The organism is Streptomyces sp. NPDC059788 (assembly GCF_042732265.1).
Lineage (GTDB): Bacteria > Actinomycetota > Actinomycetes > Streptomycetales > Streptomycetaceae > Streptomyces.
The window spans coordinates 16,098-42,517 of record NZ_JBHWHY010000007.1 but is presented as its reverse complement, the minus strand read 5'-3'; the positions used below and the strand labels follow the sequence as shown (position 1 = coordinate 42,517).

Sequence of the window (26,420 nt, the reverse complement as noted above, 5' to 3'; positions counted from 1 at the left end):
AGGGGAACGGGACATGGAACTGCTCATCGCCGCGGCCGACTTCGTGCAGGAGCACGCAACCGTGCTGTCGGTAGGACTCGGGGCACTGCGGCTGGCTTTTGACACCGTACGGGGTGTCCGGTCGCTGCTGCTGCGTCGCCGGACGGCCCGGCGCGCGCCTGACGGCGGCGAAGACCTGGCTCAGGGCATTCCTGCCGGCGAGCGGCCTCAAGCCCGGCGCACATCATGATCGGCAGTCGGGCAAGCGCCCCATCAGGCGAGTCGGCCCTCCGTCTCGGAGGCCCCCAACTCCCCCCACTCCACCACCCGATCGCACCACCGCTCCAGCAGCACGCGATCGTGTCCGACCGTGAGCAGGCCCGCTCCGGACTCGCGGCGGTAGTCCTCGACCGCCGTCACCAGGGCGGCCGTTGTCGAGGCGTCGAGCATGGCGGTCATTTCGTCGCAGATCAGCCAGTGCGGGCGGAGGACCAGGGCGCGGGCCAGGCAGGCGCGTTGGAGCTGGCCGTCGCTGACCTCGTGGGGGCGGCGGGTCAGGAGGTCGGTGCCCAGGCCGACGACGGGGGCCAGTTCGGCCAGGCGGGCGGCGGTGTCGGTGCGGCGGCCGGTGGCCCGTAGCGGTTCGGTGATCAGGTCGGCGAGGCGCAGGCGGGGGTCGGCGGACAGGCGGGGCTGCTGGAAGACGACTCCGTAGGCGGTGCGTTCGGCGCGGGTGGCCCGGTGGCGGTAGCCGCTGACGGGGCGGCCGTCGAGGACGACGGTGCCGGCGTCGGGGCGGTGCAGGAGTGCCGCCACCCGGGCCAGTGTGGACTTGCCGCAGCCGCTGGGGCCGAGCAGGCCGACGGCCTCCCCGGCCTCGACGCTCAGCGAGACGTCGCGGACGACGGGCCGGCCGCGGTCGTATCCGGCGGTGATCGAGCGCAGTTCAAGCACGGGCCGCTCCCTTGTGTACGGCGGCGGTGGGCTCCCCCAGCGGGTGGTGGCAGGCGGTGCCGTCCGTCAGCGCGGGCACGGCGGTGGTGCAGACGTCCGTGTCCCGGCCGCAGCGGGCGGCGAAGGCGCAGCCCGCCGGGAGGTCGCCCAGCTCCGGCGGCATACCGGGGATCGGGGTGAAGTCGCGGTCGGGGAGGGCGTCGAGCAGGCCGCGTGCGTACGGGTGGCGGGGGCCGGTGGCGCCGAAGAAGTCCGTCGCGTCGGCGAGTTCGACGATCCGGCCCGCGTACATGACGGCCACCCGGTCGGCGATCCGCTCGGCTGCCGCCAGGTCGTGGGTGATCATGAGGAGCGCCCGCCCGGTGCCTCCGGTGTCGCCGGGCGCCTCGATGTGGCGGCGCAGTTCGTCCACCGTACGGTCCACCAGGTCGCGGTCGAGGCCGGTCGTCGGTTCGTCGGCGAGCAGCAGCGGGGCGTCGCCGACCAGCGCCAGCGCGGTCGCGGCGCGCTGCGCGAGCCCGCCGGACAGTTCGTGCGGGTGCCGGTCGAGGTGGTCGGCGGGGAAGGCGGCGCGCGCCGCGGCCTGCTCGGCGGCGGCCGGCAGGGCGTGCTTGGGGGCGCCGGTCAGCTCCCGGACGGTCTCTTCGAGCTGTGCCCGTACGGTGCGTACGGGGGTGAGGTGGGCGGCGGGGCTCTGTGGCACCAGGCCGATGCGGCGGCCGCGTACCGAGCGGGAGAGTTCGCGTTCGGTGGCGGTGAGCAGTTCCACGCCGTCCAGGTGTGCGGTGCCCGCGGTCTGCGCGTTGCCCGGCAGGAGTCCGAGGAGCGCCGAGGCCAGGACGGACTTGCCGCAGCCGCTCTCGCCGACGAGTGCGAGGCACTGGCCGGGCGCGAGGTCGAAGGACGCGTCGGTGACGGCGGCGACGTGCCGGCCGCCGCGCATCCGGAAGCGTACGGACAGGCCGCGTACGGAGAGGACGGCGGGTGCGGGTGCAGGTTCGGGGACGGGTACGCGGTCCGGCGGGGTCACAGCATCAGCTCCGATCGGCGGCGCGGGTTGATGCGTTCGCGCCAGGCACCGGCCAGGCCCGCGATGGCGAGCGTGGGGACGATGATGAACAGGCCGGGGAAGAGGGTCGGCCACCAGTCGCCCGCGAGCAGCGAACTGCGGGCGCCGTTGACCATGTTGCCGAGGCTCGCCTCGTGGGCGGGCAGGCCGAGTCCCAGGAAGGACAGCGCGGACTCGTGCCAGATGGCGTGCGGCACCATCAGGACGGCGGCCAGCCCGGCCTGCGGCAGGACGCCGGGCAGCAGGTGCCGCACCGCCACCCGCCGGCGCGAGGCACCGCCGGAGACCGCCGCGTCGATGTACGGGCGGGAGCGCAGGGAGAGCACCTCGGCCCGCACGATCCGGGCGGTCGAGAGCCAGTGGGTCAGCGCCACGGAGATGACCACCGGCCACACGCCCGGCCGGAACATCGCCACGATGAAGATGCCGAGCAGCAGGTGCGGCACGGAGGAGAAGAGGTCCACGACGCGCATCACGCCGCGGTCCGCCCAGCCGCCGAGTGCCCCGGCCAGCGCCCCGACCGCGGTGCCGATGACGGTGGCGGCGAGGGCCGCGACCACGCCGACGAGCAGCGAGACGCGCAGCCCGTACACGCAGCGCAGCAGCAGGTCGCGGCCGACGTCGTCGGTGCCGAACGGGTGGGCCGCCGAGGGTGCCTGGAGCTTCGCGGCGAGGTCGACGGCCTGCCGGTCCAGGGGCACCAGCAGCGGCACCACGAGGACGGCGAGGACGACGGCCCCGACCAGGACGGCGGAGGTGCGTACGCGCAGGGTGCGGATGCCCCGGCCGTCCCGGCGCGCGGAGCGCCGGTGCCAGTTGGTGGCGGCGGAGGTCCCGGCCGTCCCGCGGGGCGTCTTCAGCGTGTCAGCCATCGAATCCCACCCTCGGATCGGCGAGTCCGTACAACAGGTCGGAGAGCAGGTTGCCGATCAGCACGGCGACCGTGGCGAGCACCGTCAGCGCCGCCAGCAGCGGGAAGTCCACGCTGGTCGCCGCCTCGACGGTGGCCGAGGCGATCCCCGGCCAGCTGAAGACGGTCTCCACCAACAGCGCCCCGGTGATCAGTTCCGGTACCCGTGAGCCGATCAGGGTGAGGACCGGCAGCAGTCCGGAGCGCAGGGCGTGCTGGAGCAGGACGGTGCGCTCGCTCAGGCCGCGGGCCCGCGCGCCGCGCACCGGGTCCTCCTCCAGGGCGTCGCCGACGCCCTGCCGTACGTACAGCACGAACCACGGCATCTGCGAGACGGCGAGCACCAGGGCCGGAAGGACGACGTGGCGCGCGATCTGCCCGGCCGTGGCGACCTCGCTGCCGGTGTCGGTCAGCCCGCCGGCCGGCAGCACGCCGAGCTTGAGCGCGAACAGCCAGACGGCCAGCAGTCCGAGCCAGAAGGGCGGCGCCGCCTCCAGGGTGTACGCGGCCGAGGTGACGGCGCGGTCGAGCATCGAGCCGCGCCGCCGGGCCGCCAGCACGCCCAGCAGCGTGCCCGCGAGGATCGCGATCACGAACGCCAGGGCGCACAGCAGTACCGACCAGCCCATGCGTTCGCCGATGACCTGCGAGACGGGCGCGCGCAGCGTCGCGGAGTCGCCGAGGTCGCCGGTGAGCGCCCCGGTCAGCCAGTGCCACCAGCGGCCGAGCAGCGGCTGGTCGACGCCGAGGTTGTGCCGGATCTGGTCCAGGTTCTCCTGGGAGGCGGTCAGCCCGGCGGTGCCCGCGTACGCCTTGACGGGGTCGAAGGGCGCGGCGGCGGCGACGGCGAACACGCCGAGGGTGACGGCGAGGAGGACCGGCACGGCGAACAGGGCCCGCCGTCCCGTCATCCGCGCCATCGGCCCCCAGGGCAGTCGTGCGGGGCGGCTCACGCGGCGGGCTGCCAGTCCTCCACGTTCCACCACGGACCGGAGGCCAGGCCGTGGTCGTGCGGCTCCACCTGGGTGGTGAGGTCCTTCCACCGGTCCTTGAGGACGTAGAGGTGGTCGATGTGGGTGAGGAAGACGTACGCGGGGTCGTCGGCGAGTTCGCGCTGCACGGTGTCGTACCCGGCCTTGCGCGCGGCCTTGTCGTCGGTGCGGCGGGCGTCCACCAGGGCCTTGTCGACCTTGGGGTTGTCGTAGCGCGACATGTTGTTGAAGCCGTCGCCGGCGAGCGAGGAGTGCAGCAGCAGGTACTGGTCGAAGTCCGGGTCGGCGGGGCTGCCGCCGCCCGCGAGGACCGCGTCGGTCTTCATGTTCGGCATGATGGTCTCCCAGGGGCCGGACTCCACCTTGACCTCGATGCCGGCCTTCTTGGCGTCGGAGGCGAAGGCGAGCGCGTGCGCCTGGCGGAGCTTGTCGCCGGCGAGGTACCAGAGCTTGAAGGAGGCGGGCCGGCCGTCCTTGGCGCGGATGCCGCCCTCGCCCTTCTTCCAGCCGGCGTCGTCGAGGATCTGCTCGGCCTTCTTCAGGTCGTGGGCGCGCTCGGTGCCCTTGGCGAACCAGGGGCTGTCGGTCGGTACGGGCCCGTAGGCGGGCTTGCCGGCGCCGTCGAGGATGCCGTCGACCATGGCCTTGCGGTCCACCGCGACGTCCAGGGCACGGCGTACGGCCTTGTCCCCGGTGACCTCGCCCTCGGTGGGCAGGGTGACGGTGCGGTAGTCGAACGTCTTGGCGGCCAGGGACTTCTTGTCCTTGTCGGACGTGAAGGTGGCGGCGAGGTTGGGCGGCAGGATGGCGCCGTCGAGGTCGCCGGAGCGCAGCCGGGTGGCGCGCACGTCGTCGTCCTTGATGATCGCCATGGTGAAGTTCTTCACCTTGGGCGCGCCGCCCCAGTAGTGCGGGTTGGCCTTGAAGGAGAGCTTCTCGCCCTTGGACCAGTTGGTGAGGATGTAGGGGCCGGTGCCGATCGGCTTGGTGGTGAAGGAGCCGTGGTTGATGTCCTGCTTGCCCGCGATGTGCCGCGGGGCGATCGGCAGGACGGTGCGCTCGGCGAACGGCGCGTAGGGGTACTTGAGGTGGAAGACGACGGTACGGGCGTCCTTCTTCGCCACCTTCTCCAGGGCGTCCAGCTCGGCCTTGGAGGCGTTGTTGGTCTTCGCGTCGAGGATGGTCTCGTAGGTGAAGACCACGTCGTCGGCGGTGAAGGGCTTGCCGTCGCTGAAGGTCACGCCGTCGCGGAGCGTGTACGTGTAGGTCCTGCCGTCGTCGGAGACCTCGGGCAGCTTCGCGGCCAGCGCGGGCTTGAGCTTCATGGCCGCGTCGTGGGTGAGCAGCCCGTCGAATATCTTGGAGTTGCCGTCCTTGCCGTAGCCCAGCAGCGGGCTCAGCGACTCCGGCTCGTAGGCGATGCCGACCACGGCGGAGTCCGTGGCACCGGACGCGCCGCTTTTGCCGTCGGTGGGCGTCGAGCAGGCCGCCGCCCCGAGCGCCATGGTTCCCGCCAGGGCCGCGGCGGCCACCGAGCGTATCGACCGGGACGTCATGCCCACTCCCTACTGAAGATCACCTGTTGTTGCAAAGCGCAGGCAATTAAACAGCATGTAAGAAACGGAATCCCCGGTACCCCCACCCGAAGGGCCCGCCATCATGGGCGTCATGCCTACGGACTCCCTGTCGCACCTGCCCACCACGCTGCGGGAGGTCCCGTACGCGGGCGCCCGGCGCCCCGGGGCCGCCCCGCTCCCGGGCCGCCACCCGTACGACGTGACGGCCGGCGCGAACTGCCAGCTCTACGCGTACGCCGTGCTGCGCCACTTCGGGCGCGAGGTGCCGCCGCTGCGGTCCGCCGAACTGTGGGCCGACACCGCGGCGACCGTACGGGCCGAGCCGCCGCGCCGCCTGGACCTGGTGCTCTTCGACGCCGGGGAGGCGCCGGGACGGCCCGCGGGGTACGGAGCGCACGTCGGCGTCCACCTGGGCCCCGGGCAGGTGCTGCACCTGTGCAAGGAGGCCGGACGGCCCGCCGTGTGGTCGTACGCGGACTTCGCGGAACGGCCGCGGTACGCGCGGTTCCTGGGCGCGAAGCGGGTGCGGAACGGGGCGGTCAGCCGATAGCCGCGCCCGGCCCCGGCACCGGCTCCAGGGCCGGTGCCGGGGTCACGGCCGTCACCAGTCGCCGCCGCCGAAGCCCCCGCCGTCTCCGCCGAAGCCGCCACCGAAGTCGCCGCCGCCCCCACCGAAACCGCCGGAGAAGTCGTCCGGATTGAAGTCCGACCCGGAGACGTCGCCGCCTTCCGCGCCCTGCTGGCCGCCGCCGAAGTCGGAGGCGTAGGCGGACGGCCCCATCAGGACGCTGCCGAGCATGGTGCCCATCAGAAGGCCCGGCAGCATGCCGCCGCCGAAGTAGCCGCCCGCCCAAGGGCCGTAGGCCGGACCGGCGTCCCAGTACGGACGCTGCCCGTACTCGGTCTGGACCGTACGGGCCATCGGCTCCTGGCCCTCCTCCAGACGCGTACGGTCGGCGGCGCAGACCGGGACCGTGCGCGGCGCGGCGCCGTCCGGCGCCCACTCCACGTCGGCGACGGACGGGCCGTGCCGCGGGTCGAAGAAGCACGGCACCCGGCGCTCGGGCAGCGGCTTGCCCGTGCGCCGCGCGGCGAGGGTGGCCAGCGCGAAACGGCCGTCCTCCAGGGCCTTGGTGACCGGTTCGACGTCGCCGGGGCGCTCGGCGCGGGCCATCGCCGTCTTGGCGTTCTCGTACGCGTCCAGCGCGTGGCTGTAGTCGGCGCGCATCGCGTCGTCGGCGCCGGGCTCGCCGGGGCTGAAGTCGAGCCGGTCCAGCTCCTCGCCGAAGGCGGTGATGTCCTCGTCCACGACGACGCGCAGCTGTTCCAGCGCGGCCCGCTCCTCCTCGGCCCGCTTCTTCTTGTTGCGGCGGTGCAGCGCGAAGGCGCCACCGCCGCCGATCACCACCAGCGCGCCCAGGCCGACGAGCGCGCCGGAGCTGACACCGGCGCCGTCGCCGCCCCAGGAGGCCGGTTCGTGGCCGGACGCCTGCTGCGTCGCGGTGTCCACGAAGCTGTTCAGGCGCTCCTTGGTGCTGCCGTAGTCGGAGCGCTGGGTCGCGCCGACGAGGTTGCGTACGGAATTGACCGACATCACCCGCCGGTCGGCGGCGGCGTTGAACCGGTCGCCGAGCTGGACGGCGTAGACGCCGCTGACGCCGGTCTTGGTCCGCAGGTCCTTCAGGAGGGTGTCGGGCCGGTACTCGGCGGCCTTGGGCAGTACCGCGACGAAGACCGGCTTCCCGGAGTCCTTGATCTTCTTGGCGAGGGCGCCCGCGTCGGCGGACGACAGCTCCCCCGACGCCCGCGGGTCCACGTACACCGGGCCCTTCTTCAGGGCGTCCGCCGCCTCGTCGAGCCCTCCGGCGGCCCGCGCGCCGGGCGCCACGGCGGTGAGCACCGCCAGGAGGACGGCGGTCAGGAGGAGTGCCGGACCGGCCTGTGGGCGCTGGAGGAGCGCCGTCCCGGAGGCCGCGGGGCGACGGGTTGCGATCTTCATGGGTACGACGCTACCCGAACCGCACTTTCTAGACATAACGGTTGCGTAACAGGCGCAGCCGTGCTCCACGGGAACGACGTCCCGGTACGGCGCCTCGGCGCGGACACAGTGTCGTACGGCCGCGGCGCCCCGTCACCTCGGAGGCCCCCGGTGAGGTGGCCGTCAGCCCCGCGGCGGTGATGATCTCACCGTACGGGGAGGCTTCGCCCGACCGCCCCCGACGAAACGGAGGTCATCATGCGTACGGCGAAAGCCAAGGGCATAGCCGTCGGAGCCGTCACCACCGCCACGGCGGCCGCCCTCGCGGTCGGACCGGCCGCCGCCCCCTCCGCCGCCGCCCCGGCCGTCAAGGTCACCACGCCGGCCGCCGGCTCCAGCGCGAAGGTGGCGGGCAGCCTCCTCGTCCAGTGGTCGAACACCACCGGCAAGGAGGTGGACGTCTGGCTGAGCACCCGCACGCCGTCCGGGGGCCACGACCGGCTGTCGCTGGTCGCGCCCAAGGCGGGCAGCAAGAGGGCCGGGGAGGCCCTGGCCACGCTCCCCACCGTCGCGCCGGGCACCTCGTACACGGTCGAAGTGACCACACAGGACGGCGAGGAGAGCGACGTCAGCGGCCCCCTCGGCCTCATCGGGTAGGGCTCGGGCGGGAGCCCTCGGCGGCTACGGCGCCGGGAGGTCCACCAGCCCCGCGAGCGCCTCACGGTGCCTGCCGGGCGTGCCCAGGGCGATCTCGTCGGCCTTGGCCCGCTTGAGGAACAGGTGCGCGGGATGTTCCCAGGTCATGCCGATGCCGCCGTGCAGCTGGACGCACTCCTCGGCCGCGCGCACCGCGACGGGCGCGCAGTACGCCTGGGCGACCGCCACCGCCACCGGCGCGTCCGGGCTGCCGGTGGCCAGCGCGTCGGCGGCGTTGCGGGCCGCCGCGCGGGCCGAGGCGACGTCCAGCCAGAGGGCGGCCATCCGGTGCTTGAGCGCCTGGAACGAGCCGACCGGGCGGCCGAACTGGGTGCGCTGCGCGGTGTGCCGGACGGTTTCGTCCAGGCACCATTCGGCGATGCCGAGCTGTTCGGAGGCGAGCAGCCCCGCGCCCGCGAGCAGCGCCCCGGTCACCGCCGCACGGGCCGTGTCCTGCCCGGCCAGCAGCCGCCCGGCGGCGCGGTCGAGGGTGACGCGGCCCGGGACGCGGGTCAGGTCGAGCGGGGTGCCGGGCTCGGCGCGGACACCGTCGGCGGTCGCGTCCACGGCGTACAGCGCGTAGCCGTACGGGCCGTCGGCCGGTACGAGCAGCACGTCCGCGGCGGCGGCGTCCGCGACACCGGTCACCTCGCCGCTCAGCGCGCCGTCCGCGTCGGCCCGTACGGACGGTTCCGGCAGCGTGCCCGGGGCCGTCGGCAGGGGTACGGCGAGTACGCCGACGCCGCGTCCTTCGGCGAGCGCGGCGAGCGGCGCGGTCACTTCGGGGCGGTCCGTCTCGCAGCCGAGCAGTGCCGTCACCGCCAGCACCGCGCTGGTCAGGTACGGAACGGGAGCCACCGCGCGGCCCAGTTCCTCCAGGACGACGGCGGCCTCGCGGGCGCTCGCGCCCTGCCCGCCGAGCTTCTCGGGGACCAGCAGTCCGGCCGTGCCCATGTCGGCGGCCAGCGAGCGCCACAGCCCGGTGTCGCAGGCCCGGCCGCCCTCCAGGTCCGCGAGGACGGCGGCGGGGCCGCCGCGGTCGGTGAGCAGCGAGCGGACGGCGGCCCGCAGGTCCGCTTCCGGTTCGGAGTAGAGCAGGTCGGGGCCGGACTGCGCGAGGGCCGGTTCGGTGGGGGCCGGTTCGGTGGGGGCCGGGGTCCCGCTCGGAGCGGTCATCGGGGGAGATCCTTCCACGCGGCGTCCTTGTCGGTGCGCGGCTCGGGCGGCAGGCCCAGGACGCGTTCGGCGACGATGTTCAGCAGCACCTCGGAGGTGCCGCCCTCGATGGAGTTGCCCTTGGCCCGCAGATAGCGGTAGCCCGCCTGACGTCCGGTGAAGTCCACGCCCTCGGGGCGGCGCAGCGTCCAGTCGTCGTACGCCAGCCCGTCCTCGCCGAGGAACTCCACCTCCCAGCCGCTGATCTGCTGGGCCAGCCGGGCGAACGCCAGCTTCATGCCGCTGCCTTCGGGCCCGGGGTGCCCCTTGGCGAGCTGCTGGCGCAGCCGCTCCCCGGTCAGGCGGGCGACCTCGGCGTCCACCCAGTGGCGCAGCAGCCGCTGGTGGAGGTCGTGGGTGCGCGACTCCGGCCGCGTACGCCAGGCCTGGGCCGCGACGCCGATCATGCCGCCCTCGCGTGGCTGACGGGCGCCGCCGATCGCCACCCGCTCGTTCATCAGCGTGGTCTGCGCGACCTTCCAGCCCTCCCCCACCTCGCCGAGGCGGTGCGCGTCGGGGATGCGTACGCCGGTCAGGAAGACCTCGTTGAACTCGGCCTCGCCGGTGATCTGCCGCAGTGGCCGCACCTCGACGCCGGGGTCGCTCATGTCGCAGACGAAGTAGGTGATGCCGCGGTGTTTGGGCAGCTGCGGGTCCGTACGGGCGATGAGGATCGCCCAGCGGGCCAGGTGGGCGCTGGAAGTCCACACCTTCTGGCCGTCCACCACCCAGCCGGTGCCGTCCTCGTCCCGTACGGCGCGGGTGGCGAGCGCGGCCAGGTCGGACCCGGCGCCGGGCTCGCTGAACAGCTGGCACCACACCTCTTCGCCGGTCCACAGCGGGCGCAGGAAGCGCTTCTTCTGCTCGTCCGTGCCGAAGCGGAGGATGGTGGGGGCGGCCATGCCCAGGCCGATGCCGATACGGCGCGGATCGTTGTCCGGTGCGCCCGCCGCCTCCAACTCGGCGTCCACCACGGCCTGGAGCGCGCGCGGCGCGTCGAGTCCGCCGAGGCCCCGGGGGAAGTGGACCCAGGCCAGCCCGGCGTCGAAGCGGGCGCGCAGGAAGTCGAGCGGGCCGGTGTCGCCGGGCGGGTGGGAGGCGAGCAGGTCGGCGGTGCGGCGGCGCAGTCCGGCGGCGTCGAGGCTTGCGGCCTCCGTGGTCTGCTCGGTCATGACGCGTCCTCCAGTCCGGGTACGACGACCAGGCGGCCGGTGGTGGTGCCGTCGAAGACCCGCTGCACCGCTTCGGCCGCGCCGGACAGCGGCACCCGGCCGCCGATCAGCGGCTTGATGACGCCCTGGGCGGCCAGCTTGGCCAGTTCCTCGTGGCAGGCGTCGATCGCGGCCGGGTCCTTGGTGTTGTACAGGCCCCAGTGCAGGCCGAGGATCGTGTAGTTCTTCACGAGCGCGTGGTTGAGGGCGGGCGTCGGTACGGCGCCGCTGGCGAAGCCGACGACCACGATCCGGCCTTCGAAGGCGACGCACTTGACGGACTTGGCGTACGCGTCGCCGCCCACCGGGTCGTAGACCACGTCCGCGCCCCGGCCGCCGGTCGCCTCCTTGACAGCGGCCACGATGTCGTCCGTACGGCGGTCGAGCACCAGGTCGCAGCCCAGTTCCCGGGCGACGGCGGCCTTGTCGGAGCCGCCCACCACACCGATGACGCGGGCGCCCGCCGCCTTGCCGAGCTGGACGGCGGCACTGCCGACACCCCCGGCCGCCGCGTGGACGAGCAGCGTCTCGCCGGCCTGGAGGCGGGCCCGGCGGTGCAGGCCGAACCAGCCGGTCTGGTAGCCGATGTGCAGGGCGGCGGCCTCCGCGTCGGCCAGGGCGTCCGGCGCGGGGCGGACCGCCGCCGCGTCGGCCAGGGCCAGTTCGGCGAAGCCGCCGTCCGGCAGCGGGGGCTGGGCCAGGACCCGGGCGCCCACCTCCGCGGACGCGCCCTCGCCCGCGGCGAGCACCTCGCCGCAGATCTCCACGCCGGGTGTGAAGGGGAACGGCGGGCGCACCTGGTACTGGCCGCGGCACAGCAGCGCGTCGGGGAAGTTGACGTTGGCCGCCCGCACCCGCAGCAGCAGCTGCCCCGGTCCGGGCTGCGGGTCCGGCACTTCTTCCAGCCCCATCACCTCGCGAGGCTCGCCGTTCGCGTGTACGCGCCATGCCTTCACTGGTGCCTCCACAGACCTCGGGTACGCGGGGAGCGCGGAGCGCCGGGGCCCCGCGACCATCGGCATACTAAGCGGTCGGTATCCCTGAGGGAACCGTCGATCGTCCGGAGCCTGCCACCGGCAGGGTCAGGCACACCGCGGCCCGGTGGACGACACTGGCGGGCATGGACACACCCGCCGAGTTGGGCGACTTCCTCAAGACCCGCCGCGCCCGCCTCCAGCCGGAGGACGTCGGCCTGGTCTCTTACGGCGCCCGGCGCCGCGTACCCGGCCTTCGCCGCGAGGAGCTGGCGCAGCTGGCGGGTGTGAGCGTGGCGTACTACACGCGGCTCGAACAGGGCCAGAGCCACAACGCCTCGGACGGCGTCCTCGACGCGCTCGCCCGCGCCCTGCGCCTGACCCCGGACGAGCGCGCCCACCTGCGCGACCTCGCCCGCCCCGGCCGGGCCCGGCGCCGCCCGGCCGTGCGGCACGACAAGGCGCGCCCGGGGACGCGCCAGTTGCTCGCCGCGCTGGGCGGGGTGCCGGCCGTGGCGCTCGGCCGGCGTTTCGAGGTGCTGGCGTGGAACCCGCTGGGGCACGCGCTGCTGGCCGGGCACCTCGACTTCGACAGCCCCGAACGCCCACTGGACCGCCCCAACACCCAGCGGCTGCTGTTCCTCGACCCGCACACCCGCGAGCTGTACCCGGACCGCGCGGCGGAGACCCGGCGGGCGGTGGCCTCCCTGCGGCTCACGGCCGGACAGCACCCGGACGACCAGCAGCTGGCCGAGCTGATCGGCGAGCTGTCCATGAAGAGCGCCGAGTTCAGCGCGCTGTGGTCGCGGCACGTGGTCAGCAACTGCGGCTTCGGCGTCAAGAGCTTCCACCACCCGCTGGTGGGCGCCATGGAGCTGGACTTCGAGATGGCGCAGACGCCGGACGGCTCCGGGCAGGGTCTGCTGATGTTCAGCGCACGGGCCGGTTCGCCCTCCGAAGCGGCGCTGCGGCTACTCGCCGCGCAGCACCTTCCAGAACCGCGGGTCCTCGAACCCGAGCGCCCATAGACCGGTGTTCCGCACGCCGTACTTCCGCAGCAGCGGCAGGTGCGCCGCGACACCGCGCGCGTCCTGATACCAGACGTGGTGCACGGCCCGGCCCGCCCGGTACGTGAAGTGGGGCGTGCCGGACTTCGCGTCGAAGCGGTAGGCGGCGCCCTTGGCGCGGCGCAGCGCCTCCGCCTGCTTCCAGGTCAGGTGCTTGGCGCGGGCCTTGGAACCCTGGGTCCAGTCCCAGCCGTATCCGGGGAAGGCCACTTCGAGCTTGTCGCGCGGCACGGTGCGGGTCGCGTGGCGCAGGAACTCCTCGTACCAGGCGAGGGAGGACAGCGGCCCCGGCGAACCCTCGGCCCAGTGCAGGTCGTAGCCCATGATCCGGACTCGGTCGGCGGCCTTGCCGAGGCGCGCGTAGTCGTACGCCTTGCCGGAGGTGCCGGTGCGGGCCATCACGGTGATGACGCAGCTCTTGCCTCTGGCGTGCAGTTGGGTGCAGAGCCGGTCGACGAACAGGGAGTACCCGGTCCGCACCCGCTCCCGCACCCGGGCATTGCCCGTGGTGGCCATCGTCTCGTAGTCGAGGTCGATGCCGTCGTACGCGCGCGAGGCCACCAGCCGCAGCAGCGCCGCGATGTGCGCGCCGCGGCGGGCGCGGTCGTGCAGCAGAGCGGCCATCGCGGTGGCGTCCATGGCTTCGTTGACGGTGGGCACGACCTTGATGCCGGCCTTGTGCAGCCCGGCGACGATCCGCTTGTCCCCCGTGCCCGGCTGGCTCTTGATGGTGGTGGCGGAGGTGGCCCGGTACCAGAAGGGGCTGACGGTGTGCAGTTGCGCTGCGTGCCGGAGGGCGTCGCGGTAGGCGCCCTGGGTGTCGTCCCAGTAGGGCAGCCAGGCGGAGACCGTACGGCCGGACGCCGCGGAGGCGGAGGACGGAACGGCAGGGGTCCGGTGTGCGGCCGCGGTGCCCGTACGGTCCTGGGCCGCGGCGCCGGGGGTGAGGGCGGCGGCGACCCCGGCCGCCACCAGCAGGAACACGAGCCCGGGCCGCGCCCGGGGAGCCGATGCTTGGTCCATGGCCCGAGCCTGTCCCGGCCGTGGCGCACCCGCCGCGCCGGTTGCGCCGAACGGCCGCGCCCTCTCCCCCGTATGCCGAACGGTCAGCCGCGGAAGTCGCCGGGGGCCTCGGCCGCCCGGCCGCCCGGCCCGAGCAGCCCGGTCGGCGTAAGGTCGGCACGGCCCGCCAGACGCGGGAACGCGCGGCGGGAGCCCTCGGTGACGATCCCCGGCAGCACTGCGCGGACCGCCTGGCCCGCGCGCAGCCACGGCTGTGCGTAGACGGCGGCGGCCCGGCGTTCGATGCCGCGGACCATGCGGTCCGCCACCGCCTCGGCGTCGTAGGTCTTCGACGCCGGCCACGGCAGGTGGCCGCGCAGCACCCGTATCGCCGCCCGGCGGTCGGAGGCCCGGACCATCTCGGTGTCCGCCCAGCTGAGGTACGCGATGCCGACCCCCACCCCGCGGTGGGCCAGCTCGGCGCGCAGGACCTGGGCGAAGGTCTCCGCCCCCGACTTCGAGGCGCAGTAGGCGGAGAGCAGCGGCGCCGGGCCGATGGCCGCGAGGGAGGCGACCTGGAGGAAGTAGCCGCGGGTGCGCAGGAGCGCGGGCAGGAAGGCGCGGGCGGTCACCGCGCTGCCGATCAGGTTGACCTCGACGACGCGGCGCCAGACGGCCGGATCGGTGTCGAGGAAGGGGCCGCCCGCGACCACCCCGGCGTTGGCGACCACGACGGACGGCGGGCCGAAGCGGCGCTCCACGAGCGCGGCGGCGCGGTCCATGGCGTCCTCGTCGGTCACGTCCACCGGCCAGTGCGCGGCGTGTCCCGGCAGGCCGGCCGCGACCCGCTCCAGCGCGTCCTCCTCCAGCCCGAGCAGGGCCACGTCGGCTCCCCGCCGTACGAGTGAACGCGCCATGTGCGCGCCCAGGCCGCGCGCGGCGCCGGTGACCACGGCGGTGCGTCCGCGCAGGGGGTCGTGGCTCATGGTGGGTCGTGGCTCACGGTCGGGCCTCCACGGTCTGCGTGCGGTGACAGGCGGGGCACGGTCTGCGTGCGGTGACGGGGGTGGGGTGGGTCCAGGGGACGCAAGGGGGCCGGGCCTTTCCAACGTAACGCCGTGCCAGGGCCGCGGCCCGGCGCGCGCCCTCCCGTCCTCGGGGCCGGAGTGCCACGGGCGCACGGACGGGCCCCGGAGGCCGGAACGACGGGGCCCGCCTAGGCTGGCAGGCGACGCCGGTGCCCGGTTCCCCCCGACGCTGGAGACCGCATGGCGGTAAGACATCAGCTGATCAAAAGGCACCCCGACGCGGTGTGGGCGGTGCTCGCCGACGGCGGACGGTACCAGGACTGGGTGGTCGGCCCCTACTGGTCGCGGCCGTGCGAAGGCGTCTGGCCGGAGCTGGGATCGACGATCGCCTACAGCGTGCACCTGGGGCCGTGGTCGCTCAGCGGCCGGACCGTCGTCCGGCGCTGCGAAGCCCCCCGGGAGCTGGAACTGGAAGTGGACAGCGGAGCGCTGGGCACCGCGCGGATCGCCGTCGAGATCCGCCCCTGGGGCGACCACAGCCTGGTCATCATGGACGAACACCCCCTGCAAGGGCCCGGCGGCCTGGTGCACAACACCGTCCTGGACGCCCTGTTCCAGCTCCGGCACCGCAAGATGCTGAGCAGGCTGGCCAAGGTCGTGGAGGGCTGCCCGCGGCAGCCGGGCGAGGCGGCGTGACGGCCCGGAGCGGGGATGCGGCCCGGCCGGGGCGGGCGGCTCCCGGGGGTGCGGGGCAGGCGACTCCCGGGATTCCGCTGTGCGCGGCTCCCGGAGGTGCGGAGCGGGCGGTCAGGAGGCGGCGATGCCGGACGCGGTGGTGATCGGCGCCGGCCCGAACGGGCTGGTGGCCGCCAACCTGCTGGCCGACGCGGGCTGGAGCGTGGAGGTCCTGGAGGCGCAGCCCGAAGCGGGCGGCGCCGTACGCAGCGACCGCGGCGTGCACCCCGACTACGTCAACGACCTGTGCAGCTCCTTCTACCCGCTCGCCGCCGCCTCGCCGGTGCTCGCCGCGCTCCGCCTCGACGCCCACGGACTGCGGTGGAGCCACGCGCCCCGGGTCCTCGCGCATCCGCTGGCCGACGGGCGCTGCGCGGTGCTGGAACGGCGGCGGCCGGCCACCGCCGACGGGCTGGACCGCTTCGCCGCGGGCGACGGCGACGCCTGGCGGCGGCTGTGCGACATCTGGGACCGGGTCGGGCCGGACATCCTGGGCGCGCTGTTCACGCCGTTCCCGCCGGTACGGGCCACGGCCCGGCTCGCCGCCCGGCTGCGCGGCGCGGGCGGCCTGCGGCTGGCCCGCACGCTGGTGCTGCCCGTGCGGCGCCTGGGCGAGGAGGAGTTCGGCGGCGAGGGCGGCCGACTGCTGCTCGCGGGCAACGCCCTGCACGCCGACCTCGCGCCGGAGGCCGCGGGCAGCGGCGGTTTCGGGTGGCTGATGTCCATGCTCGCCCAGTCGCACGGCTTCCCCGTACCGGTCGGCGGTGCGGGCGCGCTGACGGAGGCCCTGGTACGGCGGCTGGAGGCGCGCGGCGGCGTGCTGCGCTGCGGGGAACGTGTCACCGAGGTCGTCGTACGGGCGGGCCGCGCCGTGGCCGTACGCACCGCCGGCGGCGAGTCGGTCCCGGCGGGCCGGGCCGTGCTGGCCGATGTCTCCGTACCGGCCCTCTACGGCGACCTGGTCGACAGCCGCCACCTGCCCACGCGGCTGCTGGCGGACCTGCGCCGCTTCCAGTGGGACTTCGCGACGTTCAAGGTCGACTGGGCCCTGGACGGCCCGGTGCCCTGGACCGCCCGGGAGGCGGCAGACGCCGGTACCGTGCACCTGGCCGACGGCGTCGACGAACTGACGCGGTTCGCCGCGCAGCTCGCGGCGGGCCGGGTCCCCGACCGGCCGTTCGCCCTCTTCGGGCAGATGACCACCGCCGACGCCACGCGGTCACCGGCCGGTACGGAGTCGGCGTGGGCGTACACCCACGTACCGCACGACATCCGCGCGGACGCCGGGGACTCGGGCATCACCGGAACCTGGAGCGACGGCGAGCGGGAGGCGATGGCGGACCGGCTGGAGGAACAGGTGGAACGGTACGCGCCGGGCTTCCGCTCCCGGGTCCGGGCCCGCCGCGTCCTCGCGCCGCCCACGCTCCAGGCACTCGACGCCAACCTGCACGGCGGCGCCATCAACGGCGGTACGACCGCCATGCACCAGCAACTCGTCTTCCGCCCGGTGCCGGGCACCGGGCGCCCGGAGACACCGGTCAAGGGCCTCTACCTGGCCTCGGCCGGGGCGCACCCGGGCGGCGGCGTGCACGGCGCGCCCGGCGCGAACGCCGCGCGCGCCGCCCTGCGCAGGAGGTCGCCGAGCGGTGCGCTCAGCCGCCTCCAGCGGACCCTGACCGGCCGCAACCGGCTCGGTGAGCGGCCGGACGACCCGGCGGAGTGACGGGGAAGGGCAGCGGTCAGCCGGCGGGCTGCGCCGCCCACGCGCGCGGGCGCGCGCCGTCGTCCGTTCCCATCGCCGGGGCGTGGGCGGCCGGGACCAGGCCCCACCACCAGGAAATGACGGGGATGTCCAGGGGCGCGTGGCTGTCGTCGGTGGGCGTGGAGCGCAGTGTGGACGGCAGCCGGGCCGGGTCGTCCGGGGTGGTGTAGCGCCGGGAGGTGATGCCCCAGTCCTGGGACCCGCGGATGAACGTGCCCAGGTTGTGCAGGTACTGGCGCAGCTGCGGGCTGGCCTGCTGCCGCAGGTGCGCGCACAGGCGCATGAACAGGGTCATCACGCGGTCCCGCTGGGCTATCGCCGTGGCCAGGGCCTCGTCCTGGGAGGTGCCGTACTCGTTCTGCAGGACGCGCAGGACGTTGAGGTAGTAGCCCGTCCCCCGGCTCTCCTTGTGGTGGGAGAAGATGTCGTTGTCCCAGGTGATGATGAAGGAGGCCATCTCGGCCGCGGCGCGCACGGAGGTGTGCTCGCGCTCGTGCGGCTGGAGTTCGTAGCCGTGCCCCATCTCCAGCATCGGCAGGACGACCGAGGTCGCCCCGTCGTACAGGCGCATCAGGGTGTAGTCCGGCAGGCTCGGGACGGTGCCCGAGCGCCGGTAGGACGCCTCCCACACGACGGAGAAGAAGTACTCGCGCAGGGCGTCGATCCAGCGGGCGGCCTGGCCGGCGGTGCCGTGCCGGGACACGCGGTGCCGCAGGTCGCGCAGGCCCTCGGCGAGGCTGTCGCCCGGCAGGGTCGGCGCCTCGGGGTTCTGGGCGACGCGCAGCAGCCGGTGCAGTACGCCGGTCAGCTCGCCGGGGTCGTGGCCGAGGTCGCTCTCCTCGCAGTAGCCGTCGTCGACGCCGAAGAGCCACAGGACGAAGTCGGCGAGGAGGGAGACGACCTCCTCCCGTCCGTCGGGCAGGATGCGGGCGGAAAAACCGCCGATTCCGTGGGTGACCAGCCGGCCGCGCAATTCGTCGGAACCTATGGCAAAACGTTTCGCCCAAGCGGTGGTCCAGGCCTCGATCTCCACGTGCCGGGGGTGGATGGCGGGCGGTATGGGCGAGTAGGTCGGCGGAACGGTCAGCTCGGGTCCCACGCCTGACCACCTCTCAGCATCGATATGGCACAGTCGGCCGGATTTGGAAACAGACATGCCGGTCTTTGACTCGTGAACTATGGCGCATAGTACGCACCCCTTGCCCCTGATCCAATAGCGTCTTCGTGTCTATGACAAGTTTCGGAATGGGGGCGTCCGGTTCTTGTGGGCGCCCGGTCATTTCTGCTATTCGGGGTGGCCGCGCACCCCGTACGGCGGGGTGGGCGCGACGTTCTGACGGGGGGTCGGCGGTGGCCGGGAGGCCCCCGGGGGAGGAGGGAAAAGGCGTGGGAGGGGATGAGGGGAAGGGGCTGGGGGGCGTGGGAGGGGGCATGGTGCGTGCTGTGCGGGTGTCCACGGATGTCACGGCCTTCGACGAGGCCGAACGCCGGGCCTGGGCCGGGCGGGCGGAGGCGTACGAGCGGAGCTTCGCCGCGCTCTGCGCCCACCCGGTGCCGGCGCTGCTGGACGCCGCGGACGTACGGCCCGGCCTGCGCGTACTCGACGCCGGGACCGGCACCGGAGCCGCGGCCCGCGCCGCCGTTGAACGGGGCGCCGCGGTCACGGCCGTGGACGCCGACCCCGGTATGGCCGCCCGCGCGGCCTCGGCCGCCGCGGATGCGGCCGTGTGCGTCGCCGCACTGCCCCGGCTGCCCTTCGCCGACGGCCGGTTCGACGCCGTGGTGGGCAACTTCGTCCTCAACCACGTCGGGCGCCCCCGCGCCGCGCTCGCCGAACTGCGCCGGGTCGCGCGCCCCGGCGCCCGGATCGCGCTCACCATCTGGGCGACACCACCCGCACCCGGCCAGGCCCTGTTCGGACGTGCTATTCGAGCCGCCGGCGTCTCCCGGCCCGACCACCTGCCCACGCTCGCCCCCGAGGACGACTTCGCGCGCACGGAGGAGGGCTTCGCCCTTCTGCTGCGCGACGCGGGCCTTGCCGATGTGCGCTGCCGGACGCTCACTTGGGAGCACCGGGCCGGCGCCGAGGAGTGGTGGAGCGGTCCCGCCGCCGGGGTCGCGTCGGTCGGACAGGTCGTGGTGAGCCAAACGCCCGCGACGGTGGCGGAGATCAGGCACCGGTACGACGCGCTGTGCGCGGAGTTCGCGGGGGCGGACGGGAGGCTGGTGCTGCCGCATTCCGCCCTGGTGGGCAGTGGGCGGGTGTGACGCAGCGGGGCGGGCGTGGGAAGCAGGGCGGGGCGGGCGCCGTCAGTCGGGCTTCGGCAGGAAGTCGCGTAGGTGTGCGAGCAGCGCCTGTGGTGCCTCCTCCGCGATGAAGTGGCCGCATTCGGGGATCTCGGCGCCGGTGACCTGTTCCGGGCGGGCGGAATGGTCCCGCCAGATGTCCAGCGTCGGCAGCTTCGCGGGCAGCCCGACCGCTCCCCACAGGGCCAGTACGGGAACGGTCAGCAGCCGCCCCTCGGCGAAGTCCGCGTCATCCAGGGCGGTGTCGGCCTCCGTGGCCCGGTAGTCGTCGAAGCCCGCGCGCAGCGCGCCGGGGCGGGAGAACGCCGCCACGTACGCGTCCACGGCCTCGTCGGGCAGCGCGTGCCGGTTGTAGGTCCACCGTTCGAAGAAGTACTCCAGATAGCCGCGGACGTCCGGGCCGACCAGCCGCTCGGGCAGGTCGGGCTGGAGGTGGAAGAACCAGTGCCAGTATCCGGCGGCGATCGTGCTGTCCAGGCGGCGGAGCATCTCGCGCGTCGGCACGATGTCCAGGAGCACGATCCGCTCCACCTGTTCGGGCCGGTCCAGCGCCCAGCGGTGCGCCACCCGCGCGCCTCGGTCGTGTCCGACGACACTGGCGTGCGCGAAGCCCAGCGACTCGACGAGACCGGCCATGTCGGCGGCCATCCGCCGCTTGTCGTAACCGGTGACGGGCTTGTCGCTGCGGCCGTAGCCCCGCAGATCGGGCGCGACCACCGTGTAGCGCCGGGCGAGTTCGCCGAGGACCGGCTGCCAGCAGCGGGCAGTCTGCGGCCAGCCGTGCAGCAGCACCACCAGCGGGCCGGAGCCCGCCCGGGTGTAGTGCAGCCGTACGCCGTCCACCTGGGCCACACCCGTGCTCGTACCGTCCACGTCCACCGTCCGTTCCCTCCCATGCGGTTCCTGTACCGATCCACCGACTGCCGACTTCACGGCCGGCCGACGGTCCGCGCCCGCCTAACCTTCTCAGGGGGTTAGTAGAGTGGCAAGCATGTCGAGCGAGGACGCGTGGCTCCGGTACGGCGGGCGGATATGCCTGGACTTCGTCAACACCCTGCGGGACCGGCTGCGCACGCCGCGCGAGACGCTGCTCGTGCCGCAGGACCTGCGGCGCTGGCTGGAGTGGGCCGGGCTGCCCGTCACGGCCCGCCCGGCGGCGGCGCGGGACGCTCAAGCGCTCGCCCTGGCACGGGAGTTGCGTGACGCGCTGGACCGGGCGGCGCTCGCGGCGGCCAGTGGCTCACTCCCCACCTCGGCCGACCTGGCCCTCCTGAACCGGACAGCGGCCGCACTCCCCCTCCCCGCGCCACAACTTGCCATCGTGGACGGCACGTTGGTGAACTCAACGACGCCCGGCCCGGTGCGCGCCGACCTCGCCGCGGGCCTCGCCCTGGTCGCCCAGGACGCGGTGGCACTGCTGCCGTCGCCCGAGGTCCGGCGGGTACGCGTGTGCGGCGCGGACGGCTGCGCCCTGCGCTTCGTCGACCGCTCCCCCGCGCACAACCGCCGCTGGTGCTCCATGGAGCTGTGCGGCAACCGCGCGAAGGCCCGCCGCCACCAGGTACGGGCGGGGCGTTCACCCCGGCGGGACGGCGGTGGATGATGGCGCGATGGACGGCGCGGGCGACACCCCCGTGGTGGTCCCGGCCGGGCTGGTACTGCTCGTCGGGGCGCCGGCCGCCGGGAAGAGCACCTTCGCCGGGGAACTGGTCGCCCAGGGCCGGCTGCCCGCCGAGGCCGTCGTGTCCAGCGACGCCATCGCCGAGGAACTGTTCGGCCCGGGCGTCGATCGGGAGACGGTGGACGCGCTGGTCTTCGAGGAGCGCGACCGCAGGGTCGCCGAGCGGCTGGACGAGGGGCGCACCGTCCTGATCGACGCGACGAACGCGCTGCCCCGAGGACGGGAACGACTGGTGGCCATCGCCTGGAAGTTCGGCGTGCCGGTGACCGCGCTGCGGTTCGCGCCGTGCGAGCCCGTCCTGCTCCTGCAGAGCCGGGAGCGCGCGAAACAGATCCCGGACGCGGAGATCTCCGCGTACGCGGCACTGGTACGAGAGTCCGCCCGCACCGGGCACCTGCTGGCGGAGGGCATCTCCGCGGTCCATGAGGTCCCCGGCCGCACCCAGGGCATCGACGCCGCGCAGGCGGCCCGCCGATTCCGGTTCGAGGGGTGAGGGACGGCCGGGGACCGTCGTGACGCTACCGGACCGTCGTAACGGCACGGGCTCGCCGCAACGCTACGGCATCGTCGCGACGTCAGGGGCGACCCATGCCCGTCGCGACGCTACCGGATCGTCGTGACGCTACGGACTCGTTGCGACGTCACGTCACGACCGCCACTCAGGCCCGTAGCGACGCTACGGTACCGTCGCGACGTAGCCGTCCGTCGCCCTCCGCCACCCGCCCACCCGCGCCGTCACCGCCCTGCACCCGCGCCGATCACGTGCGGCCCTCGCGTTCCTGGGCGTCCTTCAGGGCCGTGGAAGGGGCTGCCCACCGGGCCCGTACGACCGGGAAGCCCGCCTGCTCGCAGGCGTCGCAGACCAGTTCGTCGTCGTCCACGACGTGCCGTACCTCGCGGCTGCCCGCGAGGCGGCGCAGCAGGTCCAGTTTGGTGTGGCGGGCGGGGCGCCGGTCGTCGTTCGGGCGCATGTACAGGCGGCCCTCGGGCAGGCCGTGCCGTCCGAGCCAGGCCAGTGTGTCCCGGCGGCAGCGCTCGGGGCGGCCGGTCAGGTAGACGACCTCGCACTCCTCGGCGCTCTCCCGGGCCAGTTCCACGCCCGGCGCGAGCGGCGGGTCCTGCGGTGCCGCGGCGAAGAAGCCCTTCCAGTCGCGCGGCCTGCGCTCCAGGAAGTGCTGGCGGTGCCCGGTGTCGGCGAGCGTGCCGTCCAGGTCGAAGACCGCCAGGGGCCGCGCGCCCTTGGCGCGCCGGCCGCTTCTTCCCGTTCCCGTCATCGTGTCCCCTCGTACGCCGTCCCGTGCCGGAAGATCGTACGTGGGTCCGGCTCAGGAAACCGCTGTGGAGGGGCCGTCGGCCGGGCCGGCCACGAGGGTGTCCTCGACGAGGTCACGCAGCTGGGAGCGGGCGGTGATGCCCAGTTTGGGGAAGCTCCGGTACAGGTGCGAGCCGACCGTGCGGGGCGACAGGAACAGCTTCTCGCCGATGTCGCGGTTGGTCAGCCCGCGGGCGGCGAGCCTGACGATCTGCTGTTGCTGCGGGGTCAGTCCGGCGAGGGCGTCGGGGGCCGAGGCCGTGACGTCGAGGCCGGCGGCGCGCGCTTCGGCACGGGCGCGTTCGATCCACGGGCGCGCGCCCAGGCGCCGGAAGGTCTCCAGCGCCTCGGTGAGCAGCGGTCGCGCTTCGGCGATGCGCCGACGGCGCCGCAGCCACTCGGCGAGGTCCAGTTGGGTCTGGGCGCGTTCGAAGGGCCGGTGACCGGACGTGCGGTCCGCCAGGGCCGCCCGGAAGTGCGGCTCGGCGTCCCCGGGCTCCGTGAGCAGACCGCGGGCCCGGCCGAGCAGCGCGCGGAGGCGGGGCGGGGCGTGGTCCCCGAGCTCGCGGGCACAGCGTTCGACGATCGCGGCGGCCTCCTCGCGGCGGCCGCTGCGTACCGCGGCGGCGGCCAGGTCCGCGAGGGCCGGGTAGGAGGCGTGGTAGTGGACCGGCGCGCCGTCCGCCGTGAAGGCCGAGCGGAGTTGGCCGTACGCGGCCTCGTACGCGCCTTCCGCTGCCGCGGCGGCCCCGAGCGCACGACGGGCGTAGACGGTCACCGAGCGGCTCTCCAGCGGATCGATCAGGGCGAGCGCTTCGTCGGCCCGGGCACGCGCTGCCGCCGCGTCGCCCTGGTAGGCCAGTACGGTGGCGTCCACCGCGGCCGCGCACGCCACCGCGTGGTCGAGGCCGGCGGCGGCGCCGACCGCGGCCATACGGGCGCAGACCTCGCGGGCCTGGTCCCATCTCCCCCGCTCCACGTAGGTCCAGGCGGCGGCGCCCTCCAGCCCCTCGGGCAGGGCCCCGTGCGCCTTCCAGCGGTCGAAGGCCTCGTCGAAGGCACGGGCGGCCTGCGGGGTCTCGTCCAGGAGCCACGCCATGACCCCGAGCGCGGTGAGCCGGTCCGGCCGGCGCGCCGCGTCGGCGGCCGTCCGCGGCAGCCGGGAGATGAGTTCGGGTCTGGCGTCGAGGGGGTCCGACACGGCCCTTACCCAGGTGCGCAGCCATGCGTCTGAGCCGTGCTCCGGGATCAGCCGGAGGACTGCCCTGATACGGAGCCGCTGGGCGTCCTCTCCGGAGTAGAAGCGCACCACGGCCGCTCCGGCCAGGAGGTCCAGGGCGGTGGCCGGCTGCGAGGCCGCCAGCTGCTCGGCGGCGTCGACGAGCCGGGTGAAGACCGCGCTGTGACGCACGGTCAGTACCGCCAGCCGCCCGGCGTGCACCGCGGCGGCGGCCAGCAGCGACACGTCGTCGGTGCGCGCGCGGGCCGCTGCGGCCAGTTCCTCGACCCAGGCGATGTCGCCGGTGAACACGGCCGCACCGGCGGCTTCGACCAGCAGCCGGGCGCTGTCCTCGCGGCGCGGCGTGAGCTGCGCGGCGCGTTGCAGGGCCTGGGCCGCCGCCGCGTGACCGCCGCGGCGGCGGGCCCGGTTGGCGGTCCGTTCCAGCTCCGCCGACACGGCGGCGTCCGGGTGCGGGGAGGCGGCGGCCAGGTGCCAGGCACGCCGGTCCGGCTCGTCCCGCAGCATCCCGGCGAGTGTGCGGTGGGCGTCGCACCGTGCGGCGAAGGGCGCCGCGTAGTACACGGCGGACCGGATCAGCGGGTGGCGGAACCGGATGTCCCGGCCGGTGCGGAGGACCAGCCCGGCCTCCTCGGCGGGCTGCCACGCGCCGTCCTCGGCGTGCGGCAGCCCGGCCGCGGCAGTGCCCGTGGAGTCGGCGCCGTCCGTGGCGGCCAGGAGCAGCAGGGCCCGCGAGGTGGGGGCCGGGAGGCCGTGCAGTCGGGCGGCGAAGATCCGCTCAAGATGGTCGGTGAGCGGGAGAGGGCCCATGGAAGGCGGCTCTCCGGATGCGGCTGCCGCCCTCGCCAGTTCGATCAGCGCGAGGGGGTTGCCGTCCGCCTGGTCGAGGACCGACTGCCGGGTCCGGCCGGTGGTCCCGTACGGCTGGAGGTCCAGCAGGCGGCGGGCCGCGGCGGCGTCGAGCGGCCCGAGGGTGAGCGTCGGTACGTGGCGGCCGAATCCCGGTGGGTGGTCGCCGGTCCGGGTGCCCAGCAGCATCGTGACCGGTTCCCCCGCCAGCCGTCGGGCGGCGAAGGACAGCGCGTCCAGGGAGGCGCGGTCGCACCACTGCGCGTCGTCCAGCACGACGATCACCGGCCCCCGGTCGCCCAGGGCCGACAGCAGGCCCAGGACGGCGACCCCGGTCAGCATGGGGTCGGGTACCGACAGGGACCGCCCCGTACCGAAGGCGTCGTGCAGCGCCTGGCGTTGCCTCACCGGGAGCCCGTCCGCCTCGGCCCGTACCGGCCGCAGCAACTGGTGCAGCGCGGAGAACGCCAGGCCCGCCTCCGACTCGCTGCCCTCGGCGCGCAGGACGCGGGCGCCCTTCGCCGCGGCCCGGTGTGCCGCGGCGCCCAGCAGCACGCTCTTCCCGGCACCCGGGTCCCCGACGAGCACCAGCACCGGGCCGGCGGCCGACGGCGCGTCCACCGTACGGAAGAGGCGGGCCAGTTCCGCGTCCCGGCCGACGACCGGCTCCTCGGCGTGCGGCTCCCAGCCGACGGCCGGCTCCCCCACGTCCGGCTCCCGGCCCGTGGGCACACCGACGGCCGCTGCGTGCTCGTCCACGGGGTCTCCAGAATCGTGGGCTCCCGGGCCGGAGCCGCCTTGCCTCGTCCCGCCCAGGCTACAAGCGGCGGAGCCGGTGTCCGGGCGGGCCTCCCGGCGGGTGCAGTCAGGTGACGGATACCGCGCGGACCGGCCCGTTCGTACGGTTTCCGGGACAGCCGCGAATTCCCCGGATATTCCGGCTTCCCGCACATCCCCCATTCGCACGAACACCGAAGGCATTTCATGGAAACCATCGAGCTGGGCAACGTCACCATCACCCGCGTACGGGAATACTTCGGCCCCGTCGACATGACGCCGGCCACCTTCTTCCCCGGAATACCGGACGGCGTGTGGCAGGACCATTCCTGGCTGGCGCCGCATTTCCTGGACCCCGGGACCGGCATCGTGAATTCCGCGATCCAGACATGGGTGCTGCGCAGCGAGGGCAGGACGATCCTCGTCGACACCGGGGTGGGCAATCACAAGGAGCGCCCGTACTCGCCGGTCTGGAGCCGTCTGGACACCGGCTTCCTGGGGGATCTCGCGCGGGCCGGTGTCGCGCCCGAGGACGTGGACATCGTGATCAACACGCATCTCCACGTGGACCACGTCGGCTGGAACACGTATCTGGACGGGCGGGACTGGGTCCCCACCTTTCCCAACGCCACCTATCTGATGCCCAAGGACGACTTCGACTTCTGGAATCCCCTGAACGGCCACCGGCCGCGGCTCGGCCGCGGAAACCAGAACGTTTTCGAGGACAGCGTGGCACCGGTGCACGCGGCCGGTCTGACACAGCTGTGGGAGGGCAGCCACCGGATCGACGCGAACCTCCGCCTGGACGCCGCTCCCGGGCACACCCCCGGCTCCTCGGTGCTGACTCTCGCCTCCGGCCCGGACCGCGCGGTGTTCGTCGGCGACCTGCTGCACAGCCCGGCGCAGATCCTCGAACCGGATGCCAACAGCTGCTTCTGCGAGGACCCCGCGGGCGCCCGCGCCACCCGCCGCAAGGTGCTGGGCCGGGCGGCCGACACCAACGCACTCGTGATCCCCGCGCACCTGGGCGGCCACGGCGCCGCGGAGGTGGTGCGCGACGGGAACGGGTTCGCCATCAAGGGCTGGGCCCCCTTCGCCCCGTGAA

Annotated in this window: 25 protein-coding genes; 10 read left to right on the top strand and 15 right to left on the bottom strand. The window is 74.4% G+C overall.

What is annotated here, in order from left to right; translation table 11 throughout:
• The first annotated feature begins 13 nt into the window (after positions 1-13).
• Positions 14-229, top strand: coding sequence for a hypothetical protein (locus tag ACFV57_RS08340; RefSeq protein WP_385227121.1), 216 nt, complete (start codon positions 14-16; stop codon positions 227-229).
• A gap of 23 nt (positions 230-252) precedes the next feature.
• Here ACFV57_RS08340 and ACFV57_RS08335 read toward each other — a convergent pair whose 3' ends face one another.
• From ACFV57_RS08335 to ACFV57_RS08315, 5 genes are all read right to left on the bottom strand, one after another.
• On the bottom strand, positions 253-933 hold the full coding sequence (locus tag ACFV57_RS08335) for an ABC transporter ATP-binding protein (protein ID WP_385227119.1): 681 nt from the start codon (positions 931-933) through the stop codon (positions 253-255).
• Positions 926-1,876: an ABC transporter ATP-binding protein gene (locus tag ACFV57_RS08330; RefSeq protein WP_385227541.1), complete on the bottom strand. Its 951-nt coding sequence runs from the start codon at positions 1,874-1,876 to the stop codon at positions 926-928. The genes ACFV57_RS08335 and ACFV57_RS08330 overlap by 8 nt, the downstream gene beginning before the upstream one ends.
• A gap of 83 nt (positions 1,877-1,959) precedes the next feature.
• Entirely contained in the window at positions 1,960-2,874 is a 915-nt protein-coding gene (locus tag ACFV57_RS08325; RefSeq protein WP_385227116.1) for an ABC transporter permease, read from the bottom strand.
• The gene (locus ACFV57_RS08320; protein ID WP_385227538.1) at positions 2,867-3,823 is read right to left on the bottom strand and encodes an ABC transporter permease; all 957 of its coding nucleotides are present in this window, start codon (positions 3,821-3,823) and stop codon (positions 2,867-2,869) included. Before ACFV57_RS08320 ends, ACFV57_RS08325 begins: the two co-directional genes overlap by 8 nt.
• Positions 3,824-3,861: 38 nt before the next feature.
• Positions 3,862-5,460 (bottom strand): ABC transporter substrate-binding protein, encoded by a 1,599-nt coding sequence (locus tag ACFV57_RS08315; protein WP_385227113.1) that lies wholly within the window; start codon positions 5,458-5,460, stop codon positions 3,862-3,864.
• A 112-nt stretch (positions 5,461-5,572) separates the two neighbouring features.
• Here ACFV57_RS08315 and ACFV57_RS08310 point away from each other — a divergent pair, with 112 nt between their 5' ends.
• Positions 5,573-6,031, top strand: coding sequence for a cell wall hydrolase (locus ACFV57_RS08310; protein ID WP_385227110.1), 459 nt, complete (start codon positions 5,573-5,575; stop codon positions 6,029-6,031).
• A gap of 51 nt (positions 6,032-6,082) precedes the next feature.
• Here ACFV57_RS08310 and ACFV57_RS08305 read toward each other — a convergent pair whose 3' ends face one another.
• Positions 6,083-7,480, bottom strand: coding sequence for a hypothetical protein (locus ACFV57_RS08305; protein ID WP_385227107.1), 1,398 nt, complete (start codon positions 7,478-7,480; stop codon positions 6,083-6,085).
• Positions 7,481-7,717: 237 nt separating this feature from the next.
• Between ACFV57_RS08305 and ACFV57_RS08300 the strand changes: the two genes are divergently transcribed.
• Positions 7,718-8,116 carry a hypothetical protein gene (locus ACFV57_RS08300; RefSeq protein ID WP_385227104.1) on the top strand — a complete coding sequence of 133 codons (399 nt, stop codon included), beginning with the start codon at positions 7,718-7,720 and terminating at the stop codon, positions 8,114-8,116.
• A gap of 24 nt (positions 8,117-8,140) precedes the next feature.
• Here ACFV57_RS08300 and ACFV57_RS08295 read toward each other — a convergent pair whose 3' ends face one another.
• The 3 genes from ACFV57_RS08295 to ACFV57_RS08285 are packed head-to-tail and all read right to left on the bottom strand — an operon-like array spanning position 8,141 to position 11,537.
• Entirely contained in the window at positions 8,141-9,331 is a 1,191-nt protein-coding gene (locus tag ACFV57_RS08295; RefSeq protein WP_385227101.1) for an acyl-CoA dehydrogenase family protein, read from the bottom strand.
• The gene (locus ACFV57_RS08290; protein ID WP_385227098.1) at positions 9,328-10,542 is read right to left on the bottom strand and encodes an acyl-CoA dehydrogenase family protein; all 1,215 of its coding nucleotides are present in this window, start codon (positions 10,540-10,542) and stop codon (positions 9,328-9,330) included. Before ACFV57_RS08290 ends, ACFV57_RS08295 begins: the two co-directional genes overlap by 4 nt.
• On the bottom strand, positions 10,539-11,537 hold the full coding sequence (locus ACFV57_RS08285; RefSeq protein ID WP_385227095.1) for an NADPH:quinone oxidoreductase family protein: 999 nt from the start codon (positions 11,535-11,537) through the stop codon (positions 10,539-10,541). Before ACFV57_RS08285 ends, ACFV57_RS08290 begins: the two co-directional genes overlap by 4 nt.
• A 164-nt stretch (positions 11,538-11,701) precedes the next feature.
• Here ACFV57_RS08285 and ACFV57_RS08280 point away from each other — a divergent pair, with 164 nt between their 5' ends.
• Positions 11,702-12,583 (top strand): helix-turn-helix domain-containing protein, encoded by an 882-nt coding sequence (locus ACFV57_RS08280; RefSeq protein ID WP_385227092.1) that lies wholly within the window; start codon positions 11,702-11,704, stop codon positions 12,581-12,583.
• Here the strand turns inward: ACFV57_RS08280 and ACFV57_RS08275 are convergent.
• Both ACFV57_RS08275 and ACFV57_RS08270 read right to left on the bottom strand, forming a co-directional pair.
• A complete protein-coding gene (locus ACFV57_RS08275) occupies positions 12,527-13,645 on the bottom strand; it encodes a glycosyl hydrolase family 18 protein (protein WP_385227089.1) in 1,119 nt (372 codons plus the stop codon). The genes ACFV57_RS08280 and ACFV57_RS08275 overlap by 57 nt on opposite strands.
• 83 nt (positions 13,646-13,728) lie before the next feature.
• Positions 13,729-14,610, bottom strand: coding sequence for an SDR family oxidoreductase (locus ACFV57_RS08270; protein WP_385227086.1), 882 nt, complete (start codon positions 14,608-14,610; stop codon positions 13,729-13,731).
• A gap of 282 nt (positions 14,611-14,892) precedes the next feature.
• On the opposite strand from ACFV57_RS08270, the gene ACFV57_RS08265 reads away from it, so the two are divergent.
• Both ACFV57_RS08265 and ACFV57_RS08260 read left to right on the top strand, forming a co-directional pair.
• Complete coding sequence (locus ACFV57_RS08265; RefSeq protein ID WP_385227083.1) at positions 14,893-15,348, top strand: SRPBCC family protein; 456 nt, start codon at positions 14,893-14,895, stop codon at positions 15,346-15,348.
• Positions 15,349-15,472: 124 nt separating this feature from the next.
• Positions 15,473-17,110 carry a phytoene desaturase family protein gene (locus tag ACFV57_RS08260; protein ID WP_385227080.1) on the top strand — a complete coding sequence of 546 codons (1,638 nt, stop codon included), beginning with the start codon at positions 15,473-15,475 and terminating at the stop codon, positions 17,108-17,110.
• Between the two features lie 16 nt (positions 17,111-17,126).
• Here the strand turns inward: ACFV57_RS08260 and ACFV57_RS08255 are convergent, their stop codons facing one another.
• Positions 17,127-18,248: a selina-4(15),7(11)-diene synthase gene (locus ACFV57_RS08255; RefSeq protein WP_385227077.1), complete on the bottom strand. Its 1,122-nt coding sequence runs from the start codon at positions 18,246-18,248 to the stop codon at positions 17,127-17,129.
• A 332-nt stretch (positions 18,249-18,580) separates the two neighbouring features.
• On the opposite strand from ACFV57_RS08255, the gene ACFV57_RS08250 reads away from it, so the two are divergent.
• Positions 18,581-19,417 carry a class I SAM-dependent methyltransferase gene (locus ACFV57_RS08250; RefSeq protein WP_385227074.1) on the top strand — a complete coding sequence of 279 codons (837 nt, stop codon included), beginning with the start codon at positions 18,581-18,583 and terminating at the stop codon, positions 19,415-19,417.
• A 42-nt stretch (positions 19,418-19,459) separates the two neighbouring features.
• Here the strand turns inward: ACFV57_RS08250 and ACFV57_RS08245 are convergent, their stop codons facing one another.
• Positions 19,460-20,335, bottom strand: a complete 876-nt coding sequence (locus ACFV57_RS08245; protein WP_385227071.1) for an alpha/beta fold hydrolase — start codon at positions 20,333-20,335, stop codon at positions 19,460-19,462.
• A 112-nt stretch (positions 20,336-20,447) separates the two neighbouring features.
• On the opposite strand from ACFV57_RS08245, the gene ACFV57_RS08240 reads away from it, so the two are divergent.
• Together ACFV57_RS08240 and ACFV57_RS08235 are read left to right on the top strand one after the other, a co-directional pair.
• Positions 20,448-21,059: a CGNR zinc finger domain-containing protein gene (locus ACFV57_RS08240; protein ID WP_385227068.1), complete on the top strand. Its 612-nt coding sequence runs from the start codon at positions 20,448-20,450 to the stop codon at positions 21,057-21,059.
• 7 nt (positions 21,060-21,066) lie between these two features.
• On the top strand, positions 21,067-21,630 hold the full coding sequence (locus ACFV57_RS08235) for an AAA family ATPase (protein ID WP_385227065.1): 564 nt from the start codon (positions 21,067-21,069) through the stop codon (positions 21,628-21,630).
• Positions 21,631-21,895: 265 nt separating this feature from the next.
• Here ACFV57_RS08235 and ACFV57_RS08230 read toward each other — a convergent pair whose 3' ends face one another.
• Positions 21,896-22,411 carry a hypothetical protein gene (locus ACFV57_RS08230; RefSeq protein ID WP_385227062.1) on the bottom strand — a complete coding sequence of 172 codons (516 nt, stop codon included), beginning with the start codon at positions 22,409-22,411 and terminating at the stop codon, positions 21,896-21,898.
• A 51-nt stretch (positions 22,412-22,462) separates the two neighbouring features.
• Positions 22,463-25,297 carry an AAA family ATPase gene (locus ACFV57_RS08225; RefSeq protein ID WP_385227059.1) on the bottom strand — a complete coding sequence of 945 codons (2,835 nt, stop codon included), beginning with the start codon at positions 25,295-25,297 and terminating at the stop codon, positions 22,463-22,465.
• A 225-nt stretch (positions 25,298-25,522) separates the two neighbouring features.
• Between ACFV57_RS08225 and ACFV57_RS08220 the strand changes: the two genes are divergently transcribed.
• Positions 25,523-26,419, top strand: coding sequence for an MBL fold metallo-hydrolase (locus tag ACFV57_RS08220; protein WP_385227056.1), 897 nt, complete (start codon positions 25,523-25,525; stop codon positions 26,417-26,419).
• Position 26,420 lies beyond the last annotated feature (1 nt).

Excerpts from the sequence above, each read along its gene's own strand:
- ACFV57_RS08340 (WP_385227121.1), top strand. The coding sequence starts at position 14 with ATGGAACTGCTCATCGCCGCGGCCGACTTCGTGCAGGAGCACGCAACC.
- ACFV57_RS08330 (WP_385227541.1), bottom strand. The coding sequence starts at position 1,876 with ATGCGCGGCGGCCGGCACGTCGCCGCCGTCACCGACGCGTCCTTCGAC.
- ACFV57_RS08325 (WP_385227116.1), bottom strand. The coding sequence starts at position 2,874 with ATGGCTGACACGCTGAAGACGCCCCGCGGGACGGCCGGGACCTCCGCC.
- ACFV57_RS08320 (WP_385227538.1), bottom strand. The coding sequence starts at position 3,823 with ATGACGGGACGGCGGGCCCTGTTCGCCGTGCCGGTCCTCCTCGCCGTC.
- ACFV57_RS08315 (WP_385227113.1), bottom strand. The coding sequence starts at position 5,460 with ATGACGTCCCGGTCGATACGCTCGGTGGCCGCCGCGGCCCTGGCGGGA.
- ACFV57_RS08310 (WP_385227110.1), top strand. The coding sequence starts at position 5,573 with ATGCCTACGGACTCCCTGTCGCACCTGCCCACCACGCTGCGGGAGGTC.
- ACFV57_RS08305 (WP_385227107.1), bottom strand. The coding sequence starts at position 7,480 with ATGAAGATCGCAACCCGTCGCCCCGCGGCCTCCGGGACGGCGCTCCTC.
- ACFV57_RS08300 (WP_385227104.1), top strand. The coding sequence starts at position 7,718 with ATGCGTACGGCGAAAGCCAAGGGCATAGCCGTCGGAGCCGTCACCACC.
- ACFV57_RS08295 (WP_385227101.1), bottom strand. The coding sequence starts at position 9,331 with ATGACCGCTCCGAGCGGGACCCCGGCCCCCACCGAACCGGCCCCCACC.
- ACFV57_RS08290 (WP_385227098.1), bottom strand. The coding sequence starts at position 10,542 with ATGACCGAGCAGACCACGGAGGCCGCAAGCCTCGACGCCGCCGGACTG.
- ACFV57_RS08280 (WP_385227092.1), top strand. The coding sequence starts at position 11,702 with ATGGACACACCCGCCGAGTTGGGCGACTTCCTCAAGACCCGCCGCGCC.
- ACFV57_RS08275 (WP_385227089.1), bottom strand. The coding sequence starts at position 13,645 with ATGGACCAAGCATCGGCTCCCCGGGCGCGGCCCGGGCTCGTGTTCCTG.
- ACFV57_RS08270 (WP_385227086.1), bottom strand. The coding sequence starts at position 14,610 with ATGAGCCACGACCCCCTGCGCGGACGCACCGCCGTGGTCACCGGCGCC.
- ACFV57_RS08265 (WP_385227083.1), top strand. The coding sequence starts at position 14,893 with ATGGCGGTAAGACATCAGCTGATCAAAAGGCACCCCGACGCGGTGTGG.
- ACFV57_RS08260 (WP_385227080.1), top strand. The coding sequence starts at position 15,473 with ATGCCGGACGCGGTGGTGATCGGCGCCGGCCCGAACGGGCTGGTGGCC.
- ACFV57_RS08250 (WP_385227074.1), top strand. The coding sequence starts at position 18,581 with ATGGTGCGTGCTGTGCGGGTGTCCACGGATGTCACGGCCTTCGACGAG.
- ACFV57_RS08240 (WP_385227068.1), top strand. The coding sequence starts at position 20,448 with ATGTCGAGCGAGGACGCGTGGCTCCGGTACGGCGGGCGGATATGCCTG.
- ACFV57_RS08235 (WP_385227065.1), top strand. The coding sequence starts at position 21,067 with ATGGACGGCGCGGGCGACACCCCCGTGGTGGTCCCGGCCGGGCTGGTA.
- ACFV57_RS08230 (WP_385227062.1), bottom strand. The coding sequence starts at position 22,411 with ATGACGGGAACGGGAAGAAGCGGCCGGCGCGCCAAGGGCGCGCGGCCC.
- ACFV57_RS08220 (WP_385227056.1), top strand. The coding sequence starts at position 25,523 with ATGGAAACCATCGAGCTGGGCAACGTCACCATCACCCGCGTACGGGAA.